General features: G+C 63.2%; 13 protein-coding genes and 3 tRNA genes. 1 reads left to right on the top strand and 15 read right to left on the bottom strand.

Annotated elements, in window-relative coordinates; translation table 11 throughout:
* Positions 1 to 3: 3 nt before the first annotated feature.
* The 5 genes from Q8S60_RS03990 to Q8S60_RS03970 all read right to left on the bottom strand — a co-directional run bounded on the left by Q8S60_RS03990 (position 4) and on the right by Q8S60_RS03970 (position 2,143).
* Entirely contained in the window at positions 4 to 606 is a 603-nt protein-coding gene (locus Q8S60_RS03990) for an NADH-quinone oxidoreductase subunit C (RefSeq protein ID WP_305277624.1), read from the bottom strand.
* A gap of 69 nt (positions 607 to 675) precedes the next feature.
* The gene (locus Q8S60_RS03985; RefSeq protein WP_305277623.1) at positions 676 to 1,251 is read right to left on the bottom strand and encodes an NADH-quinone oxidoreductase subunit B family protein; all 576 of its coding nucleotides are present in this window, start codon (positions 1,249 to 1,251) and stop codon (positions 676 to 678) included.
* A complete protein-coding gene (locus tag Q8S60_RS03980; protein ID WP_305277622.1) occupies positions 1,242 to 1,607 on the bottom strand; it encodes an NADH-quinone oxidoreductase subunit A in 366 nt (121 codons plus the stop codon). The genes Q8S60_RS03985 and Q8S60_RS03980 overlap by 10 nt, the downstream gene beginning before the upstream one ends.
* A gap of 278 nt (positions 1,608 to 1,885) precedes the next feature.
* Positions 1,886 to 1,962, bottom strand: a tRNA-Asp gene (locus tag Q8S60_RS03975).
* Positions 1,963 to 2,067: 105 nt separating this feature from the next.
* A tRNA-Val gene (locus tag Q8S60_RS03970) sits at positions 2,068 to 2,143 on the bottom strand.
* A 147-nt stretch (positions 2,144 to 2,290) separates the two neighbouring features.
* On the opposite strand from Q8S60_RS03970, the gene Q8S60_RS03965 reads away from it, so the two are divergent.
* Complete coding sequence (locus Q8S60_RS03965; RefSeq protein WP_305277621.1) at positions 2,291 to 3,574, top strand: MFS transporter; 1,284 nt, start codon at positions 2,291 to 2,293, stop codon at positions 3,572 to 3,574.
* Positions 3,575 to 3,645: 71 nt separating this feature from the next.
* Here the strand turns inward: Q8S60_RS03965 and Q8S60_RS03960 are convergent, their stop codons facing one another.
* The 10 genes from Q8S60_RS03960 to Q8S60_RS03915 all read right to left on the bottom strand — a co-directional run bounded on the left by Q8S60_RS03960 (position 3,646) and on the right by Q8S60_RS03915 (position 15,417).
* The gene (locus Q8S60_RS03960; protein WP_012112162.1) at positions 3,646 to 3,921 is read right to left on the bottom strand and encodes an HU family DNA-binding protein; all 276 of its coding nucleotides are present in this window, start codon (positions 3,919 to 3,921) and stop codon (positions 3,646 to 3,648) included.
* A 187-nt stretch (positions 3,922 to 4,108) separates the two neighbouring features.
* Positions 4,109 to 6,565 (bottom strand): endopeptidase La, encoded by a 2,457-nt coding sequence (gene lon / locus Q8S60_RS03955; RefSeq protein WP_305277620.1) that lies wholly within the window; start codon positions 6,563 to 6,565, stop codon positions 4,109 to 4,111.
* 288 nt (positions 6,566 to 6,853) lie between these two features.
* Positions 6,854 to 8,119: an ATP-dependent Clp protease ATP-binding subunit ClpX gene (clpX, locus tag Q8S60_RS03950; protein WP_305277619.1), complete on the bottom strand. Its 1,266-nt coding sequence runs from the start codon at positions 8,117 to 8,119 to the stop codon at positions 6,854 to 6,856.
* Between the two features lie 320 nt (positions 8,120 to 8,439).
* Positions 8,440 to 9,081, bottom strand: a complete 642-nt coding sequence (locus tag Q8S60_RS03945; protein ID WP_305277618.1) for an ATP-dependent Clp protease proteolytic subunit — start codon at positions 9,079 to 9,081, stop codon at positions 8,440 to 8,442.
* Positions 9,082 to 9,298: 217 nt separating this feature from the next.
* Positions 9,299 to 9,820 (bottom strand): GNAT family N-acetyltransferase, encoded by a 522-nt coding sequence (locus Q8S60_RS03940; RefSeq protein ID WP_305277617.1) that lies wholly within the window; start codon positions 9,818 to 9,820, stop codon positions 9,299 to 9,301.
* Positions 9,821 to 9,917: 97 nt separating this feature from the next.
* Positions 9,918 to 11,219 carry a type III PLP-dependent enzyme gene (locus Q8S60_RS03935; RefSeq protein WP_305277616.1) on the bottom strand — a complete coding sequence of 434 codons (1,302 nt, stop codon included), beginning with the start codon at positions 11,217 to 11,219 and terminating at the stop codon, positions 9,918 to 9,920.
* 291 nt (positions 11,220 to 11,510) lie between these two features.
* Complete coding sequence (tig, locus tag Q8S60_RS03930) at positions 11,511 to 13,034, bottom strand: trigger factor (protein ID WP_305277615.1); 1,524 nt, start codon at positions 13,032 to 13,034, stop codon at positions 11,511 to 11,513.
* A gap of 47 nt (positions 13,035 to 13,081) precedes the next feature.
* A tRNA-Leu gene (locus Q8S60_RS03925) sits at positions 13,082 to 13,166 on the bottom strand.
* A 111-nt stretch (positions 13,167 to 13,277) separates the two neighbouring features.
* Complete coding sequence (locus Q8S60_RS03920; RefSeq protein ID WP_305277614.1) at positions 13,278 to 14,780, bottom strand: NAD(P)H-hydrate dehydratase; 1,503 nt, start codon at positions 14,778 to 14,780, stop codon at positions 13,278 to 13,280.
* Between the two features lie 55 nt (positions 14,781 to 14,835).
* A complete protein-coding gene (locus tag Q8S60_RS03915) occupies positions 14,836 to 15,417 on the bottom strand; it encodes a histidine phosphatase family protein (RefSeq protein ID WP_305277613.1) in 582 nt (193 codons plus the stop codon).
* Positions 15,418 to 15,453: the final 36 nt, after the last annotated feature.

Genomic DNA, 15,453 nt, shown 5'->3' with positions numbered 1-15,453 from the left:
GATCTAGTGCTCCGCCTTCTCGTCGCCCGGCAGGAGGTATTCGGCACCTTCCCACGGGCTCATGAAATCGAAGCTGCGAAATTCCTGCACCAGCCGTACAGGCTCGTAGACCACACGCTTCTCGTCGTCGTCGTAGCGCACTTCGACGTAACCGGTAAGCGGGAAATCCTTGCGGAGCGGATAACCGTTGAAGCCGTAATCGGTGAGGATGCGGCGCAGGTCCGGATGGTCGGAGAAGAGCACGCCGTACATGTCGAAGGTTTCGCGCTCGTACCAGTTGGCGGACGGATAGATCGTCACCACGCTCGGCACCGCCGTCTCCTCGTCGGTGCGGACGGTAACGCGGATGCGCTGGTTCTGATGCATCGAGAGAAGGTGGTAGACGACATCGAAGCGCGACGGGCGCTGCGGATAGTCGACGGCGGTGATGTCCAGCAGCGTTCCGAAATGGCAGGCCGGATCGTCGCGCAGGAATTTCAGGACCCGTGCGATCGACTGCGCCTGCGCCAGCACATTGAGTTCACCGAAGGCGACGTGAAATCCCAGCACGGACTCTTCGAGCGTGCCGAGAATGTGTTCGCCCAGTTCTGTAAGACTTTCGTCCATCGATGCGGTCTCGAAACTCGGAGCGGCGCGCGCTTCCCTACCGGAAGCTACCCGCCCCTGTCATTGAAATCAGCGGTCGAGCGTACCCGTCCGACGGATCTTCTTCTGGAGCGCGAGGATGCCGTAAAGCAGGGCCTCGGCGGTGGGGGGACATCCGGGCACATAGATGTCGACCGGAACGATCCGGTCGCAGCCACGCACCACGGAATAGGAATAGTGATAATAGCCGCCGCCATTCGCGCAGGACCCCATGGAGATCACATAGCGCGGTTCGGGCATCTGGTCATAGACCTTGCGGAGCGCCGGCGCCATCTTGTTGGTCAGCGTGCCAGCGACGATCATCACGTCGGACTGCCGCGGGCTGGCGCGGGGCGCGACACCGAAGCGTTCGGCGTCGTAGCGCGGCATCGAGGTCTGCATCATCTCGACCGCGCAACAGGCGAGACCGAAGGTCATCCACATCAGCGAACCGGTGCGCGACCAGTTGATGAGATCGTCGACCGTGGTCAGCACGAATCCCTTGTCGGCAAGCTGATCGGTCGCCTGACGGAAGAAGGCGTCGTCCTGCCAGCCGGGAACGGATGTTGCCGGATCGACCACGCCGGGCGTGTTCGAGATTATCTTGTCGGGGTTCGTCACTCCCATTCCAGGGCACCCTTCCGCCACTCATAGGTGAAACCGATCGTCAGCACGCCGAGGAAGACGATCATCGACCAGAAACCGAAGACGCCGACATCGCCGAGCGAGACCGCCCAGGGAAAGAGGAACGCGACTTCGAGGTCGAAGATGATGAAGAGAATGGCGACGAGATAATATTTCACGTCGAACTTCATGCGCGCATCGTCGAAGGCATCGAAACCGCATTCGTAGGCGGCGAGCTTTTCGGGATCGGGTTTGCTCGGCGCGATCACGAAGGGCGCGATCAGCAGAGCAAGGCCCACCACGAGCGACAGGCCCATAAAGATCAGTATGGGCAGGTACTCGAGCAGCAGGTCTTCCATCCGAATTGTCCTCACAAGGTACCGATGCGTGACGCACCGGCCGGGGCTGCCTAATTGTCCGCGCGAGCACGCGGACCGGACGAGAAATCATCCATAACCGACCGCCCAATTCGGCGCGCAGTATAGCCCTCGCAATTGCAGAATCAAAGGGCGGCTAACGATTTGCCGAAGCAAAAAGCCGTTGTTTTATCTGCCCTTGCGCCGCTCCCCACACGACGTGCGCCATGGCCCGCAGAGCGGGTGCATGACCATTGCCGGACCCGGTGATATGGAAACGATGGCGGGAGTGACGGGACTCGAACCCGCGGCCTCCGGCGTGACAGGCCGGCGCTCTAACCAACTGAGCTACACCCCCTTGCCGACGGTGAAACCGCCTGAAAGGTGGGCGTCTCGTAAGCCAAGGTACCCGCGCTGTCAAGGCGCATCGCTGCAGGCGGAGCAGCGCGAGGGATTGTATATCTGGTGGGCGGTGACGGGCTCGAACCGCCGACCCTCTCGGTGTAAACGAGATGCTCTACCAACTGAGCTAACCGCCCGCTGCATATTCAGCGTTCAATCCGGCGAAACTCCTATCGGATGGGCCTCGCGATTGCAATCGGAACCCAAATCGGGCCATTGCAATCCCTTCTCAAACCCGCGATCTTGGGTACTACCTCAAGCTCTCACGATGATCGGGTGTTTCGTTGCCCCGCACCCTTGCACCCGTTTTTTCCCTGCTGCTGGCGACGGCGATTCTGCTCGTGGGCAACGGCCTGCTGGGCACGCTCATTCCGATTCGCGCCGGTCTCGACGGTTTCGCCACGACCACGGTCGGCGTGATCGGCAGCGTCTATTTCGCCGGTTTCCTGGTCGGCTGCCTCGCGACGCCGCATGTGGTGCAGCGGGCGGGCCATATCAGAAGCTTCGCGACCTTCTGCGGACTCGCCTCCGCCGCGCCGCTCATTCACGCGCTCTCGTCCGATCCCTTCATCTGGGGCCTCATGCGCATCCTGACGGGCTTCTGCTTCGCGGGGCTCTACATGGTGATCGAGAGCTGGTTGAACGAACAGTCGACCAATGAGACGCGCGGCCGGTTCTTCTCTACCTATGTGATCGTGAACCTGTCGGCGCTGACGGTCGGGCAGTTCATGCTCAATGCGGCAGACCCGGGCGGCTTTGCCCTCTTCGCCGTCTGCTCGATCCTGACATCGCTGGCCTTGGTGCCCATCGCCCTTACAACCTCGGTGCAGCCGATGCCGATCCAGAGCACGCGCATCGACATATGGAAGCTCTATGCGCTGTCGCCGGTGGGCCTGGCGGGGTCCTTCATCGTCGGTGTCACCAATGCCCCCTTCTGGACGCTGGCACCGCTCTATGCGAGCGAGAGCGGCCTCGACACGGGCGGGATTTCGCTCTTCATGGCGGCGGCCATTATCGGCGGCGCGGCGGCGCAATGGCCAATCGGACGGCTGTCGGACCGTATGGACCGGCGGCGCGTGATCGTGGTCGTCAGCATCGGCGCGGCGCTCGGTGAAATTGCGCTGGTGCTGGCCGGCGGGAGCGGCAGCGTGACGGCGGTGATGCTGGCGGGCTTCCTGTTCGGCGTGTTCGGCCTCACGCTCTATTCGGTCTGTGTGGCTCACATGAACGATCACGGGCAGAGCGAGAGCTTCGTCGCCATTTCGGGCGGGCTGCTCATCGTCTTTTCCGTCGGTTCGATCATCGGTCCGACGGCGGCCTCGATCGGCGTCTCCACCTTCGGCATCGCGTCCATTTTCGTGGTGACGGCGGCGGTGCACCTGCTCTTCGCGGCCTATACCGCCTACCGTATCGCCTCGGCTCCCGCGCTGACGGGGGAGCAGCGGAGCGATTTCGTGGCTGTGCCCTTTCCGCAGGTGCAGCCGCTGCCGACCGAACTCGACCCACGGGCATCCGACGAGCCGCCGGCCGAAGAGGCGAGCGAGGCCGAGAACGAGGCGGCCCGCTGAGGCGGTTTCCGCAAAGAAAAAGGCCGGCTCACCTTTCCGGCGGCCGGCCCTTCAGAAAAATCCGGCGCGGATCAGCTGTTCACAGCGTCCTTCAGGCCTTTGCCAGCCTTGAACTTGGGCTGCTTGGAGGCGGGAATCTGGATGGTCTCGCCGGTACGCGGGTTGCGGCCCTCTGTGGCGGCGCGGTTCGACACGTTGAATGTGCCGAAGCCCACGAGCCGGACCTCTTCGCCCTTTTTCAGCGAGTCCGTGATGATGTCGAACACATAGTCGACGGCTTTCGTCGCATCGGCCTTCGATAGACCGCTCCGGTCCGCCACTTCTGCAATTAGATCGTTCTTGTTCACGTGAGGCCCCTCTAGATGCGATTACGGGAATCGAGAGGATTCCCCTAAGGCCTTGGAGTCTACCTGCCCGCCAAGAAGGGGGTCAAAGCAAAAACAAAGGATTTCTGCGGAAAATTGACGTTTCGCACATGCAAAAAACGGGAGCCAATGGCTCCCGTTTCTGCATTTTCCGTCCAAAAAGGCGGTTTTAATGCGCCATAACCTGCTCCGGCGCGTCGGATGGCCGCTTACCGGCCGCCGCCTGCTCCGCGAGCCATGCCTCCTCGTCCCATTCGATGGGCTCCGGCGTCCGGGTCAGGGCATGCCTGATCGCCTCGTCGAGGGTCGTGACCGGCACGATCTCCAGACTGTTTTTCACGTTGTCCGGAATGTCGGCCAGATCCTTGGCGTTGTCCTGCGGGATCAGCACCGTCTTGATGCCGCCGCGCAGAGCCGCCAGGAGCTTCTCCTTCAGGCCGCCGATGGGCAGCACCCTGCCCCGCAGCGTCATCTCGCCGGTCATGGCGACATCCTTGCGGACGGGGATGCCAGTCATCACCGAGACGATGGCGACCGTCATGGCCACACCGGCCGACGGGCCGTCCTTGGGCGTCGCACCTTCGGGCACGTGGACGTGGATGTCCCGGCGGTCGAAGAGCGGCGGCTCGATGCCGAAGCGGGTCGCCCGCGAGCGGACGAAAGAACTCGCCGCCGAGATCGACTCCTTCATCACATCGCGCAGGTTGCCCGTGACGGTCATGCGGCCCTTGCCGGGCATCATGACGCCTTCGATGGTGAGCAACTCGCCGCCGACTTCCGTCCATGCCAAGCCGGTGACGATACCGACCTGATCCTCGCCCTCGGCTTCGCCGTAGCGGTACTTCGGCACGCCGGCATAGTCCGCGATGTTCTCCATCGTGAGCTTGATCGACTTCTTGCCCGGCGTGGTGAGGATTTCCTTCACCGCCTTGCGGGCGAGATTGTTCAGCTCGCGCTCGAGATTGCGGACGCCGGCTTCCCGGGTGTAGACGCGGATCAACTGGCGAAGCGCCTCGTCATCTATCGCCCATTCGCCCTTGCGCAGACCGTGACCTTCGACCGCCTTCTGGATCAGATGGCGGCGAGCGATCTCGACCTTCTCATCCTCGGTGTAACCGGCGATGCGGATGATTTCCATCCGGTCCATCAGCGGTTCGGGGATGTTGAGCGTGTTCGCCGTCGTCACGAACATGACGTCGGAGAGGTCATAGTCGACCTCGAGATAGTGATCGGCGAACGAGCCGTTCTGCTCCGGGTCGAGCACTTCGAGAAGCGCCGACGACGGATCGCCGCGGAAATCCGAACCCATCTTGTCGATCTCGTCGAGCAGGAAGAGCGGATTGGTGTGCTTCACCTTCTTCATCGACTGGATGACCTTGCCGGGCATCGAGCCGATATAGGTGCGGCGGTGACCACGGATTTCCGCCTCGTCGCGAACGCCGCCGAGCGACATACGCACGAAGTCGCGGCCGGTCGCACGCGCGATCGACTTGCCGAGCGAGGTCTTGCCCACGCCGGGCGGTCCGACGAGGCACAGGATCGGACCCTTCAGCTTGTTCGACCGGCTCTGCACGGCGAGATATTCGACGATGCGTTCCTTGACCTTGTCGAGGCCGTAATGATCGGCGTCGAGGATCTGTTGCGCGCCAAGCAAATCCTTCTTCACGCGGCTCCGCTTCTTCCACGGAACCGACAGCAGCCAGTCGAGATAGTTGCGCACGACGGTGGCTTCGGCCGACATCGGGCTCATCTGCTTGAGCTTCTTCAGCTCCGCCATGGCCTTTTCGTGGGCTTCCTTGGAGAGCTTGGTCTTCTGGATGCGCTCTTCGAGTTCGCGCATCTCGTCCTTGCCGTCCTCGCCGTCGCCGAGTTCCTTCTGAATGGCCTTCATCTGCTCGTTCAGATAGTACTCGCGCTGCGTCTTCTCCATCTGGCGCTTCACGCGGCTACGGATGCGCTTCTCGACCTGGAGGACGCTGATTTCGCCTTCCATGAGCGAGTAGACGCGCTCCAGCCGCTCCGCGACCGAAGACATCTCGAGAAGTTCCTGCTTCTCGGGAATCTTGATGTTGATGTGGCTGGCGACGGTGTCCGCGAGCTTGGCCGGGTCTTCGATCTGGCCGATTGAGCCGAGCACTTCCGGCGGCACCTTCTTGTTGAGTTTCACATAGCCTTCGAACTGCGACACGACGGACCGCGACAGGCCTTCGAGCTGCTCGTCGTCGGCATCGGTCTCGTCGATGAGTTCCACTTCGGCTTCGAAGAACTCCTCGTTGCCCGTGTAGCGCTTCACGCGGGCGCGCCGAACGCCTTCGACCAGCACCTTCACGGTGTTGTCCGGCAGCTTCAGCAACTGGAGGACGGAACCGACGGCACCGATTTCATAGATATCGTCCGTGGCCGGATTGTCGTCGGCGGCATTCTTCTGGGCGACGAGCAAAATCTGCTTGTCGTCCTGCATCACGTTTTCAAGCGCGCGCACGGACTTCTCGCGACCGACAAAGAGCGGCACGATCATATGCGGGAAGACCACGATGTCGCGCAGCGGAAGCACGGGAAGAACGAGTACGCCTTCCTTGCCGGAGCCGCCGGCCGGAGCCTGCTTGCCTTCGTCTTTTTCTGTCATGGTCGCACACCTGCTTTCACTAGTTCTCTGCCGCCCGCAGCGATGCTCAAGCCTAGCATTCGATTCTGAATGAATGCTGAGTTGCCGGCCGTCCGTTCAGAATAACGGGATTCGGGCATGCCGCCCGGATTTCGGACGGTTTTGGACGAAAGTCCACCGGAGCCCTTGTGGCCTCGGCAAGCTCGCAGCGCTGGCGGGCCTACTGGTTGAAATGAAAATGGCCCCGAAAGCTCATGCTTTCAAGGCCACCTTCGATTTTCGGAAAACGCCGATTTTGCGCGTTTTGTCTCAGGCGCCGGTCCCGACGTCGCCCTGGCGTTCCGCGTAGATGTAGAGCGGGCGGGCCTTGCCATCGACCACTTCGGCGCTGATGACGACTTCCTCGACGCCCTCAAGCGTCGGGAGCTCGAACATCGTGTCGAGGAGGATCGACTCGAGGATCGACCGAAGGCCACGGGCGCCGGTCTTGCGCTCGATCGCCCTGCGCGCAACGGCGCGGAGCGCTTCTTCCGAGAAGGTGAGCCTTACGTTCTCCATCTCGAACAGACGCTCGTACTGCTTCACCAGCGCGTTCTTCGGCTGGGTCAGGATGGTCACGAGGGCTTCCTCGTCGAGGTCCTCCAGCGTGGCCAGAACCGGCATACGACCGACGAATTCCGGGATCAGACCGAACTTCAGCAGGTCTTCCGGCTCCAGGTCCTTCAGGATGTCGCCGGTGCGGCGGTCTTCGACCGACTGAACCTTGGCGCTGAAGCCGATGCCGGCACCCTTGCCGCGCTGTCCGATGATCTTTTCCAGACCCGCGAACGCGCCGCCACAGATGAACAGGATGTTCGTCGTGTCCACTTGCAGGAATTCCTGCTGCGGATGCTTGCGGCCGCCCTGCGGCGGCACGGAGGCAATGGTGCCTTCCATGATCTTCAGCAGCGCCTGCTGAACGCCCTCGCCCGACACATCGCGCGTGATGGAGGGATTGTCGGACTTGCGGCTGATCTTGTCGACCTCGTCGATATAGACGATGCCACGCTGCGCACGCTCGACGTTATAGTCCGCCGACTGCAGCAGCTTCAGGATGATGTTCTCGACATCCTCGCCGACATAGCCCGCTTCGGTGAGCGTCGTCGCATCGGCCATCGTGAAGGGTACGTCGAGAATACGGGCGAGCGTCTGCGCGAGCAGCGTCTTGCCGCAACCGGTCGGACCGATCAGCAGGATGTTCGACTTCGCGAGTTCGACGTCGTTGTTTTTGGCTGCGTGATTGAGGCGCTTGTAGTGGTTGTGCACAGCGACCGAGAGCACGCGCTTGGCGTGCATCTGTCCGATCACGTAATCGTCGAGCACACTGCAAATTTCCTGCGGCGCGGGAACGCCGTCACGCGACTTCACCAGCGAGCTTTTATTTTCCTCGCGGATGATGTCCATGCAGAGTTCAACGCACTCGTCACAGATAAAGACGGTCGGTCCCGCGATCAGCTTCCGGACCTCATGCTGGCTTTTGCCGCAAAAGGAACAGTAGAGCGTGTTCTTGGAGTCGCCGCCGCTCACCTTGCTCATAAGAACTCCTTAGTAACCCACAGGCCGGTAAAGATGCATTCAGCCAAACCTATGCACCAACCGTGCCCGCCTTGCGGTGGCGGATCAAGATGACCCATATTCCCTTTACGTTTGAAGGGGCAAAATGGATGCCTCAACCGGTCACCTTCTCGACATACGAGCATGTTATTCGGCGAGGGATCAACATTTCATTACCCCTCGCAACTGCACGTCACGTCCGTTTCACCGCCTATAAGCGATGAAATCCGGGCCTGATTCTTGAGCATATGCCGCTCTCTTCGGCGCAAACGGGCGCGCCGGCCCGGCAAAGAGGCTCTATTTCAGCCTTTTTTGGCGCCTTCCGCTCCGGTCAACGGCGGACGCTCTACTCCGACGTGATCGATGATGCCGAATTCCAGGGCACGTTCCGGGCTCATGAAGTTGTCACGCTCCAGAGCATCTTCGACAGCTTTCAGGGTCTGGCCGGTGTGTTTGCAATAGATGTTATTGAGTCGTTCCCGAATCGCGATCGTTTCGCGAGCGTGAATTTCGATGTCGCTCGCCTGCCCTTGAAAACCGCCCGACGGCTGATGGACCATAATCCGCGCATTGGGAAGCGCGAAGCGCATGCCCTTTTCCCCGGCCGCCAGAAGGAGAGATCCCATGGAAGCCGCCTGGCCCATGCAGACCGTGGAGACGGGGGGACGGATGTGCTGCATCGTATCGTAGATCGCGAGGCCCGACGTCACCACGCCACCCGGCGAGTTGATATACATCGAGATTTCCTTCTTCGGATTTTCCGCTTCGAGGAAAAGAAGCTGCGCGGTGACGAGCATCGCCATTCCGTCTTCGACGGGGCCGGCGACGAAAATGATGTGCTCCTTCAGCAGGCGCGAAAAAATATCGTATGCCCGCTCGCCACGGTTGGTCTGCTCGACCACCATCGGTACGAGGTTCATATAGGTTTCGATGGGGTCTTTCATTGTCTCTCCTGAGCGTCAGCCCGGTTCCCTGGATCACGGCCCGGGAAGCACCTGCGCCAAGCCCGGCGCGCGGTATGCCTCCCGTCCCACGAAACCGCATGGAACAGGGATAGTTCGATTCGGTAAATGGACGGTTCAGAACTCTAGCGCAAGAGCAATATAAGGTCAGGCACGCCAGATTTCGCCCCCTCTCTCCGCGGGGGCTTTTGCCGCAACGTCAGGCAGCCTTGCCGACGTTCCGCTCCGTAGACCCGGCGGGACGTCCGATCAGTCCGGTTACGCCCGACAGCGCGCCGGAGGCGAGTTCCCGAGCCAGGAAGCGGGCGGGATCGACCCAGCCCGGCAATTCGAGGCGGCGGGCGAGCGCCCGGGTGAAACCAAAGCGGCGGTAATAAGGCTCATCCCCCACCAGAACCACGATGCGGTGCCCTTGGGCGGCGGCGCGCGCGAGGCCTTCGTGCATCAGCTTGGCGCCGATGCCCCGCCCCTGCAGGGCCGGTGCTGCGACCAATGGCCCCAGGAGGAGCGCCGGGACCTGCCCATCGATCTCGACCGGCCAGAAGCGGAGCGTGCCGACGACCTCGCCGCCTTCCACGGCGACGAGCGACAAGGAGGCATCCGCCTCGACGCCATCGCGCAGGCGGTAGACGGTTTTCGCGAAGCGGTCCGGGCCGAAGGCGCCGGCGACCAGCTTTTCGACCGCAGGTTTGTGGGTTTCAGTCTCGACAACGATCTTCATCGACGTTTCCAGATTGGACGGAGTCAGCCGATCCCGCGTCCATGCGCGTTCGGCTGCCCGTCTCGTATACGGGTGAACGGGTTCTCTTCCGTCGCTCTCAGATGCAGACGCTTGCCAGCGGCGGGAAGCCGTTGAACGCGACGGCCGAATAGGTCGTCGTGTAGGCACCCGTGGCGAGGATCCACACCTTGTCGCCGGAGGCGAGTGCCGACGGCATGCGGTAGTCCGTCTTCTCGTAGAGAATGTCGGCGCTGTCGCAGGTGGGACCGGCAAGGACGACCGGCGACGTGTCGCCGCCGTCGCGCGATGTCAGGAGGCGGTACTTGATCGCCTCGTCCATCGTCTCGGCAAGACCGTGGAACTTGCCGACATCGAGATAAACCCATCGTCGCGCGTCTTCGCCGCCCTTCTCCGAGACGAGAACGACTTCGGCCTGGATGACACCGGCATCGCCGACGACACCGCGACCGGGCTCGACGATCACGTCCGGCTGCTCGTCGCCAAAATGGCGCGAGAGAGCTTCGCGGATCGCCGCGCCATAGGCAGCGATCGAGGGCACGTCGGTGCGGTAGCGCGACGGAAAGCCGCCGCCCATGTTGACCATGCGCAGCTTCACACCGCGCGCCTCGAGATCGCGGAAGAGCGACAGCGAGAGCGCGAGCGCCTTGTCGTACTGCGTGAGGTCGGTCTGCTGGGAGCCGACATGGAACGAGAGGCCGTAGGCGTCGAGGCCAAGCGCCTGCGCGCGCTGAAGCAGCTCGGCGGCCATGGCGGGCTCGCAGCCGAACTTGCGCGAGAGTGGCCATTCGGCGCCTTCGCACTCCATCAGCACACGGCAATAGACTTTCGAGGCCGGCGCAACGCGGGCGATCTTGTCGAGTTCGGCGGCGCTGTCGAAGGCGAACATGCGGACGCCCTTGGCATAGGCCTCGGCGATGTCGCGCTCCTTCTTGATCGTGTTGCCGAAGGAGAGGCGGTCGGCCGGGACGCCATGCGACAGGCAGAGATCGATCTCGCCCATGCTGGCGGTGTCGAAGGACGAGCCGAGGCCCGCGAGGCGCGAGACGATCTCGTCGGCCGGGTTCGCCTTCACGGCGTAGAAGATGCGCGCCTCGGGGAGCGAGCGGGCCAGCTCCTCGAAGTTATGGGCGACGATGTCGACGTCGACAACGAGGCAAGGCGACGGCAGATCGGCGGTCGCGAGATAGCGCGCGATCTTGGGCGGCAGGCCGCCGCGATCCAGCGGCAACTCGGCCGCCTGCGGCACGAGGCGGAGGCGCGGCTTGCGCCGGGTGCCAACCTTCGCGGGCGCGACCGGTTTGGTCGCGGGAACCGACTTGGCGGCGGATTTGATGGAGATGCGCGAACGGGCACGACGGCCCTGCTCGGAAGCGAACATCGTAAACACCCTTTTTCAGACCCGGCTTTCAAACCGGCGTGATCCAAAAAGGACGCTTCCGTCGTTGCATAAACCTGCTAAGGGCCAGCGGCACGTGCGTGTGCGTCTTGTGATGCGCGGAGATATAGGCATCGATGAGTCCGCGCAACAGGTTTTTCGGTGCGCGGCGATTTTTTTTGCTAACGAATTCTTAATGTGCCCGCCGCATTCGCGCCGCAATTCGGCGGGGGACGGAAACAAAAAGGCCCGGAGCATGCTCCGGGCCTTTTCGCGAGGGGCGACGGGCGCCGCTCAGTCCTCTTTCTTTTTCTTCGCAGCCGGCTTTTTGGCGGCGGGCTTCTTCTCGCCTTCGTCCGACTTCGCCGCTGCCTTCTTGGCGGCCGGCTTCTTCTTCGCCGGCTTCTCGTCGCCATGATCGTGATCATGATGGTCGTGGTCATGATCGTGGTCGTGATCATGGTGATGATGGTCGTGCTCGTCGGCGTCCGGGTCGGCGAAGAGCTCGTCGCGGCTGACGACCTTGTCGGTCACCTTGGCCAGTTCGGCGATGAAGTCGACGACCTTGTCCTCGAAGATCGGCGCGCGCAGTTCCTGGACCGCCTGCGGGTTCTGCTGGAAGTACTGATAGAGCTGGCGCTCCTGGCCGGGAAACTGGCGGGCGCGTTCGGCAAGCGCCTGGCTCAGTTCCTGCTCGGTGACGGTGATGCTGTTCTTCTCGCCCACTTCCGCGAGCAGGAGACCGAGGCGCACGCGACGCTCCGCGATCTTGCGGTATTCGGCGCGCACATCCTCTTCCGGATCGTCGAGATCGGCGGCGGTCTTGTTCTGGTGGGTCAGTTCATGCTCGAACTGCTGCCAGATCTGCTGGAACTCCTGCTCGACCATGGTGGGCGGCAATTCGAAGTCGTGGAGTTCGTCGAGCTTGTCGAGCATGGCGCGCTTCAGGTGCATGCGGGACATGCGGGCATATTCGCCCTTCATCTGTTCGCCGAGCGCCTCGCGGAGCTTGTCCATGCTTTCGAGGCCGAAGCGCTTGGCGAGCTCGTCGTCGAGCTTCACTTCGGCGGGGGCCTTCACTTCCTTCACCTTGACGGCGAAGACGGCGTCCTTGCCGGCGAGATGGGCCGCGCCGTATTCCTCCGGGAAGGTCACCTTCACCTCGACGTCGTCGCCGACCTTGGCGCCGACAAGCTGCTCCTCGAAGCCCGGAATGAAGCGGCCGGAGCCGATTTCCAGATTGGCGTCTTCGGCAGAACCGCCTTCGAAGGCTTCGCCGTCGATCTTGCCGACGAAGTCGATCGTCAGCAGGTCGCCGTTCTCGGCCTTGGCGCCTTCCGCGCGGGGTTCGAAATTCTTCTGGTTCTCGGCGAGGCGCTTCAGCGCGACGTCGATGTCCTCATCCTTTACTTCAGCGGTGAGGCGTTCCAGCGAAACCGTTGAAAAGTCGGAGAGTTCGAAGGACGGGATGACCTCGAAGCTCATCTTGAACGTGAGGTCGGCCTTGCCGTCCAGCACGTCCTGAATCTCGCCTTCGAGATCGATCGAGGGCTGGAAGGCGGGGCGAAGGGCTTCGTCCTGAATGGCCTTCTGGCTGGACTCGCCCACCGTCTCCTGGATGACGTCGCCCATGACCTGCTTGCCGAAGGTCTTGCGGAGATGGCTGACCGGAACCTTGCCGGGGCGGAAGCCTTTCAGGCGGACCTGATTTTTCATCTCGTCGAGCTTGGCGCCGAGCTTGGCTTCAAGATCCTGAGCCGGGACCTGAACCTTCAATTCGCGCTTCAGACCGTCCGCGTTCGTTACCGTGACCTGCATCATTCAATCCGTTATTTATCGGCCATTATTTACCGGAGCTTCCGGGCTGGTGCGGGCGGAGGGACTCGAACCCCCACGCCTTGCGGCACTGGAACCTAAATCCAGCGCGTCTACCAATTCCGCCACGCCCGCCAACAGGGCTCTGGCGAGACCCAAACGAGCCGGCCGCTCCCTAAATTGGCGCTCTCTATATCAAGGGGCACCGGCGATTGCCAGTAAAAGCGCAAGGATGCGCCCGGGGCGTCACAGGGCGGGAAGAAGATCCCGCAGAACGGCGGGCAGCATCTCAGGCAAATCCTCGGAGATCAGACCGGGACCGAAGGAGGAACCGGCCTCGCCGTGGAGCCAGACACCCGCACAGGCAGCCTCGAAGGGAAGCATGTGCTGGGCCAGCAGGGCGAGGATAATGCCGCCCAGCACGTCCCCCGATCCGGCGGTGGCCAGTTCCGGGCCGCCGTTCATGGCGATGGCGGCGCGGCCGTCGGGCGCGGCGATGACGGTGTCCGCACCTTTGAGCACGATGACGGCCGACGCTTCGGCGGCGGCGGCGCGGGCGCGGGCGAGCTTGCCACCCTCCCCGGCCGCGATCCGGGGGAAGAGGTGCGCGAACTCGCCGTCGTGGGGTGTCATGACGACGGGGCCGGCGAAGTAGCCCGCAATGGCGACGAAAAGGTCGCGCGGGATTTCGGCGAAGGAAGTGAGCGCGTCGGCGTCGAGCACCATGGCCGCGCCGGAGAGAAGCGCCGCCAGCACGTTCTCGCGCGTGTGGGCGCCGACGCCGGCGCCGGGGCCGATGAGGAGCGCGTTCTTGCGTTTGTCCTCGAGGATGGCCGTGAGCGCGTCGGCACCGTCGAAGGGCTGGAGCATGACCGAGGTCAGGTGCGCGGCGTTGACGAGGAGCGCGGATGGCGGCGAGGCGACCGTGACGAGCCCGGCGCCGGCCCGCAGCGCGCCGCGCGCGGCAAGACGGGCGGCGCCCGTGCGCGAGGCATCGCCGGAGACGACGATAGCGTGGCCGCGCGTATATTTGTGGCTGTCGAGGCGCGGGCGGGGAAAGGATGCCGACCAGAGCGGCGGTTCGTCGATGAAGGTTTGCGGGGCGATCTCCTCGAGCACATCCGGTGCGATACCGATATCGGCCACCTGCAACTCGCCGCAATGAAGACGGCCGGGCAACAGAAGGTGACCCGGTTTGGCGCGGAAGAAAGTCACGGTGAGCACGGCATCGAAAGCGGCGCCTCTCACCTGCCCGGTATCGCCATCGATGCCGGTCGGGATGTCGATGGCGACGACGGGCGTTTGCCGTTCCGCGATGCGCGTGATGGCGTCGGCGGCGATGCCCGTGACGTCTTTCGAGAGACCGGCGCCGAAGATCGCGTCGACGATCAGGGAGGCGCCGTGGCCCGCATCCGCCGACAGCGGGTGAACGGCGCCTGGCCAGCGGCCTGCCGCTTCAGCCGCGTCGCCTCTCAGACGGTCGCGGTCGCCGAGAAGGAAGAGCGATACCGGCCAGCCCTCCTCTGCAAGGAGGCGCGCGACGACGAAGCCGTCGCCGCCGTTGTTGCCGGGACCGCACAGGACGGAGACCGGGCCCTGCCGGAAGCGCGCGGCAATCGCCTCGGCGACGGCACGGCCGGCGTTTTCCATAAGGACAATGCCGGGCGTACCGCGTTCGATGGTGAGCGCGTCGGCGCGGCCCATTTCGGCGACGGTGAGGAGAGCGGACGAATCGGAAGTGGCCATCATGGCGGCCACTATAGCCACGCGATTGCGGCGGGTAATTGACGATTTGCAGCGGCGGCTAATTCACCTTCGTTTCCGCTTCCCTGCCGTGCTCCACCAGTTTGAGATTTCCGCCCGAGGTCTCGAAGACGGTGACCGAGCAATTGTCGGGGCGGAAGGAGATGAGGCGGTCGTCATCGAGCGCGGCGCCGGCGGCGACGTTGATGGCGATGAAGTGGGAGAAGATCACGGTGTCGCCGCCGAGGCCGGTCAGCGCATCGATCACCGATTGACGCCAGCCGAGGAGATCTATCTTGCCTCCGCCCGTGTTCTCCGGGGTCAGCGCTTCCGCCCATGTGCCCGCCATGAGGCGGCGGAGCCAGGCGCCCCGTTCCGCGAGATTGTCGATGGGCGACGGCACTTCCGCAACGCGCGTTTCGATCACCGGCTCGCATTCCCAGAGCGCGGAGAGCGGCATTGCGGTTTCCCGGCAGCGGCGGAGCGGCGAGGAAAGAAGGGGCAGCTTGCGCCCCACCCGGCTCTCGATTTCGCGGGCGACGGATTCGGCCTGTGCGCGGCCTTTTTCGGACAGGCCGGGATCGGTGTCCGCGTCCCAGCCAGCGGCGGCCTCACCGTGGCGGATCATGTAGATGGTCGGCATGGATATTCTCCGGCATAGCGAATTTGCGATCTCCGT

The sequence above is a fragment of the Parvibaculum sp. genome, assembly GCF_030694575.1.
Lineage (GTDB): Bacteria > Pseudomonadota > Alphaproteobacteria > Parvibaculales > Parvibaculaceae > Parvibaculum.
This window is presented reverse-complemented; position numbering and strand designations above follow the sequence as displayed.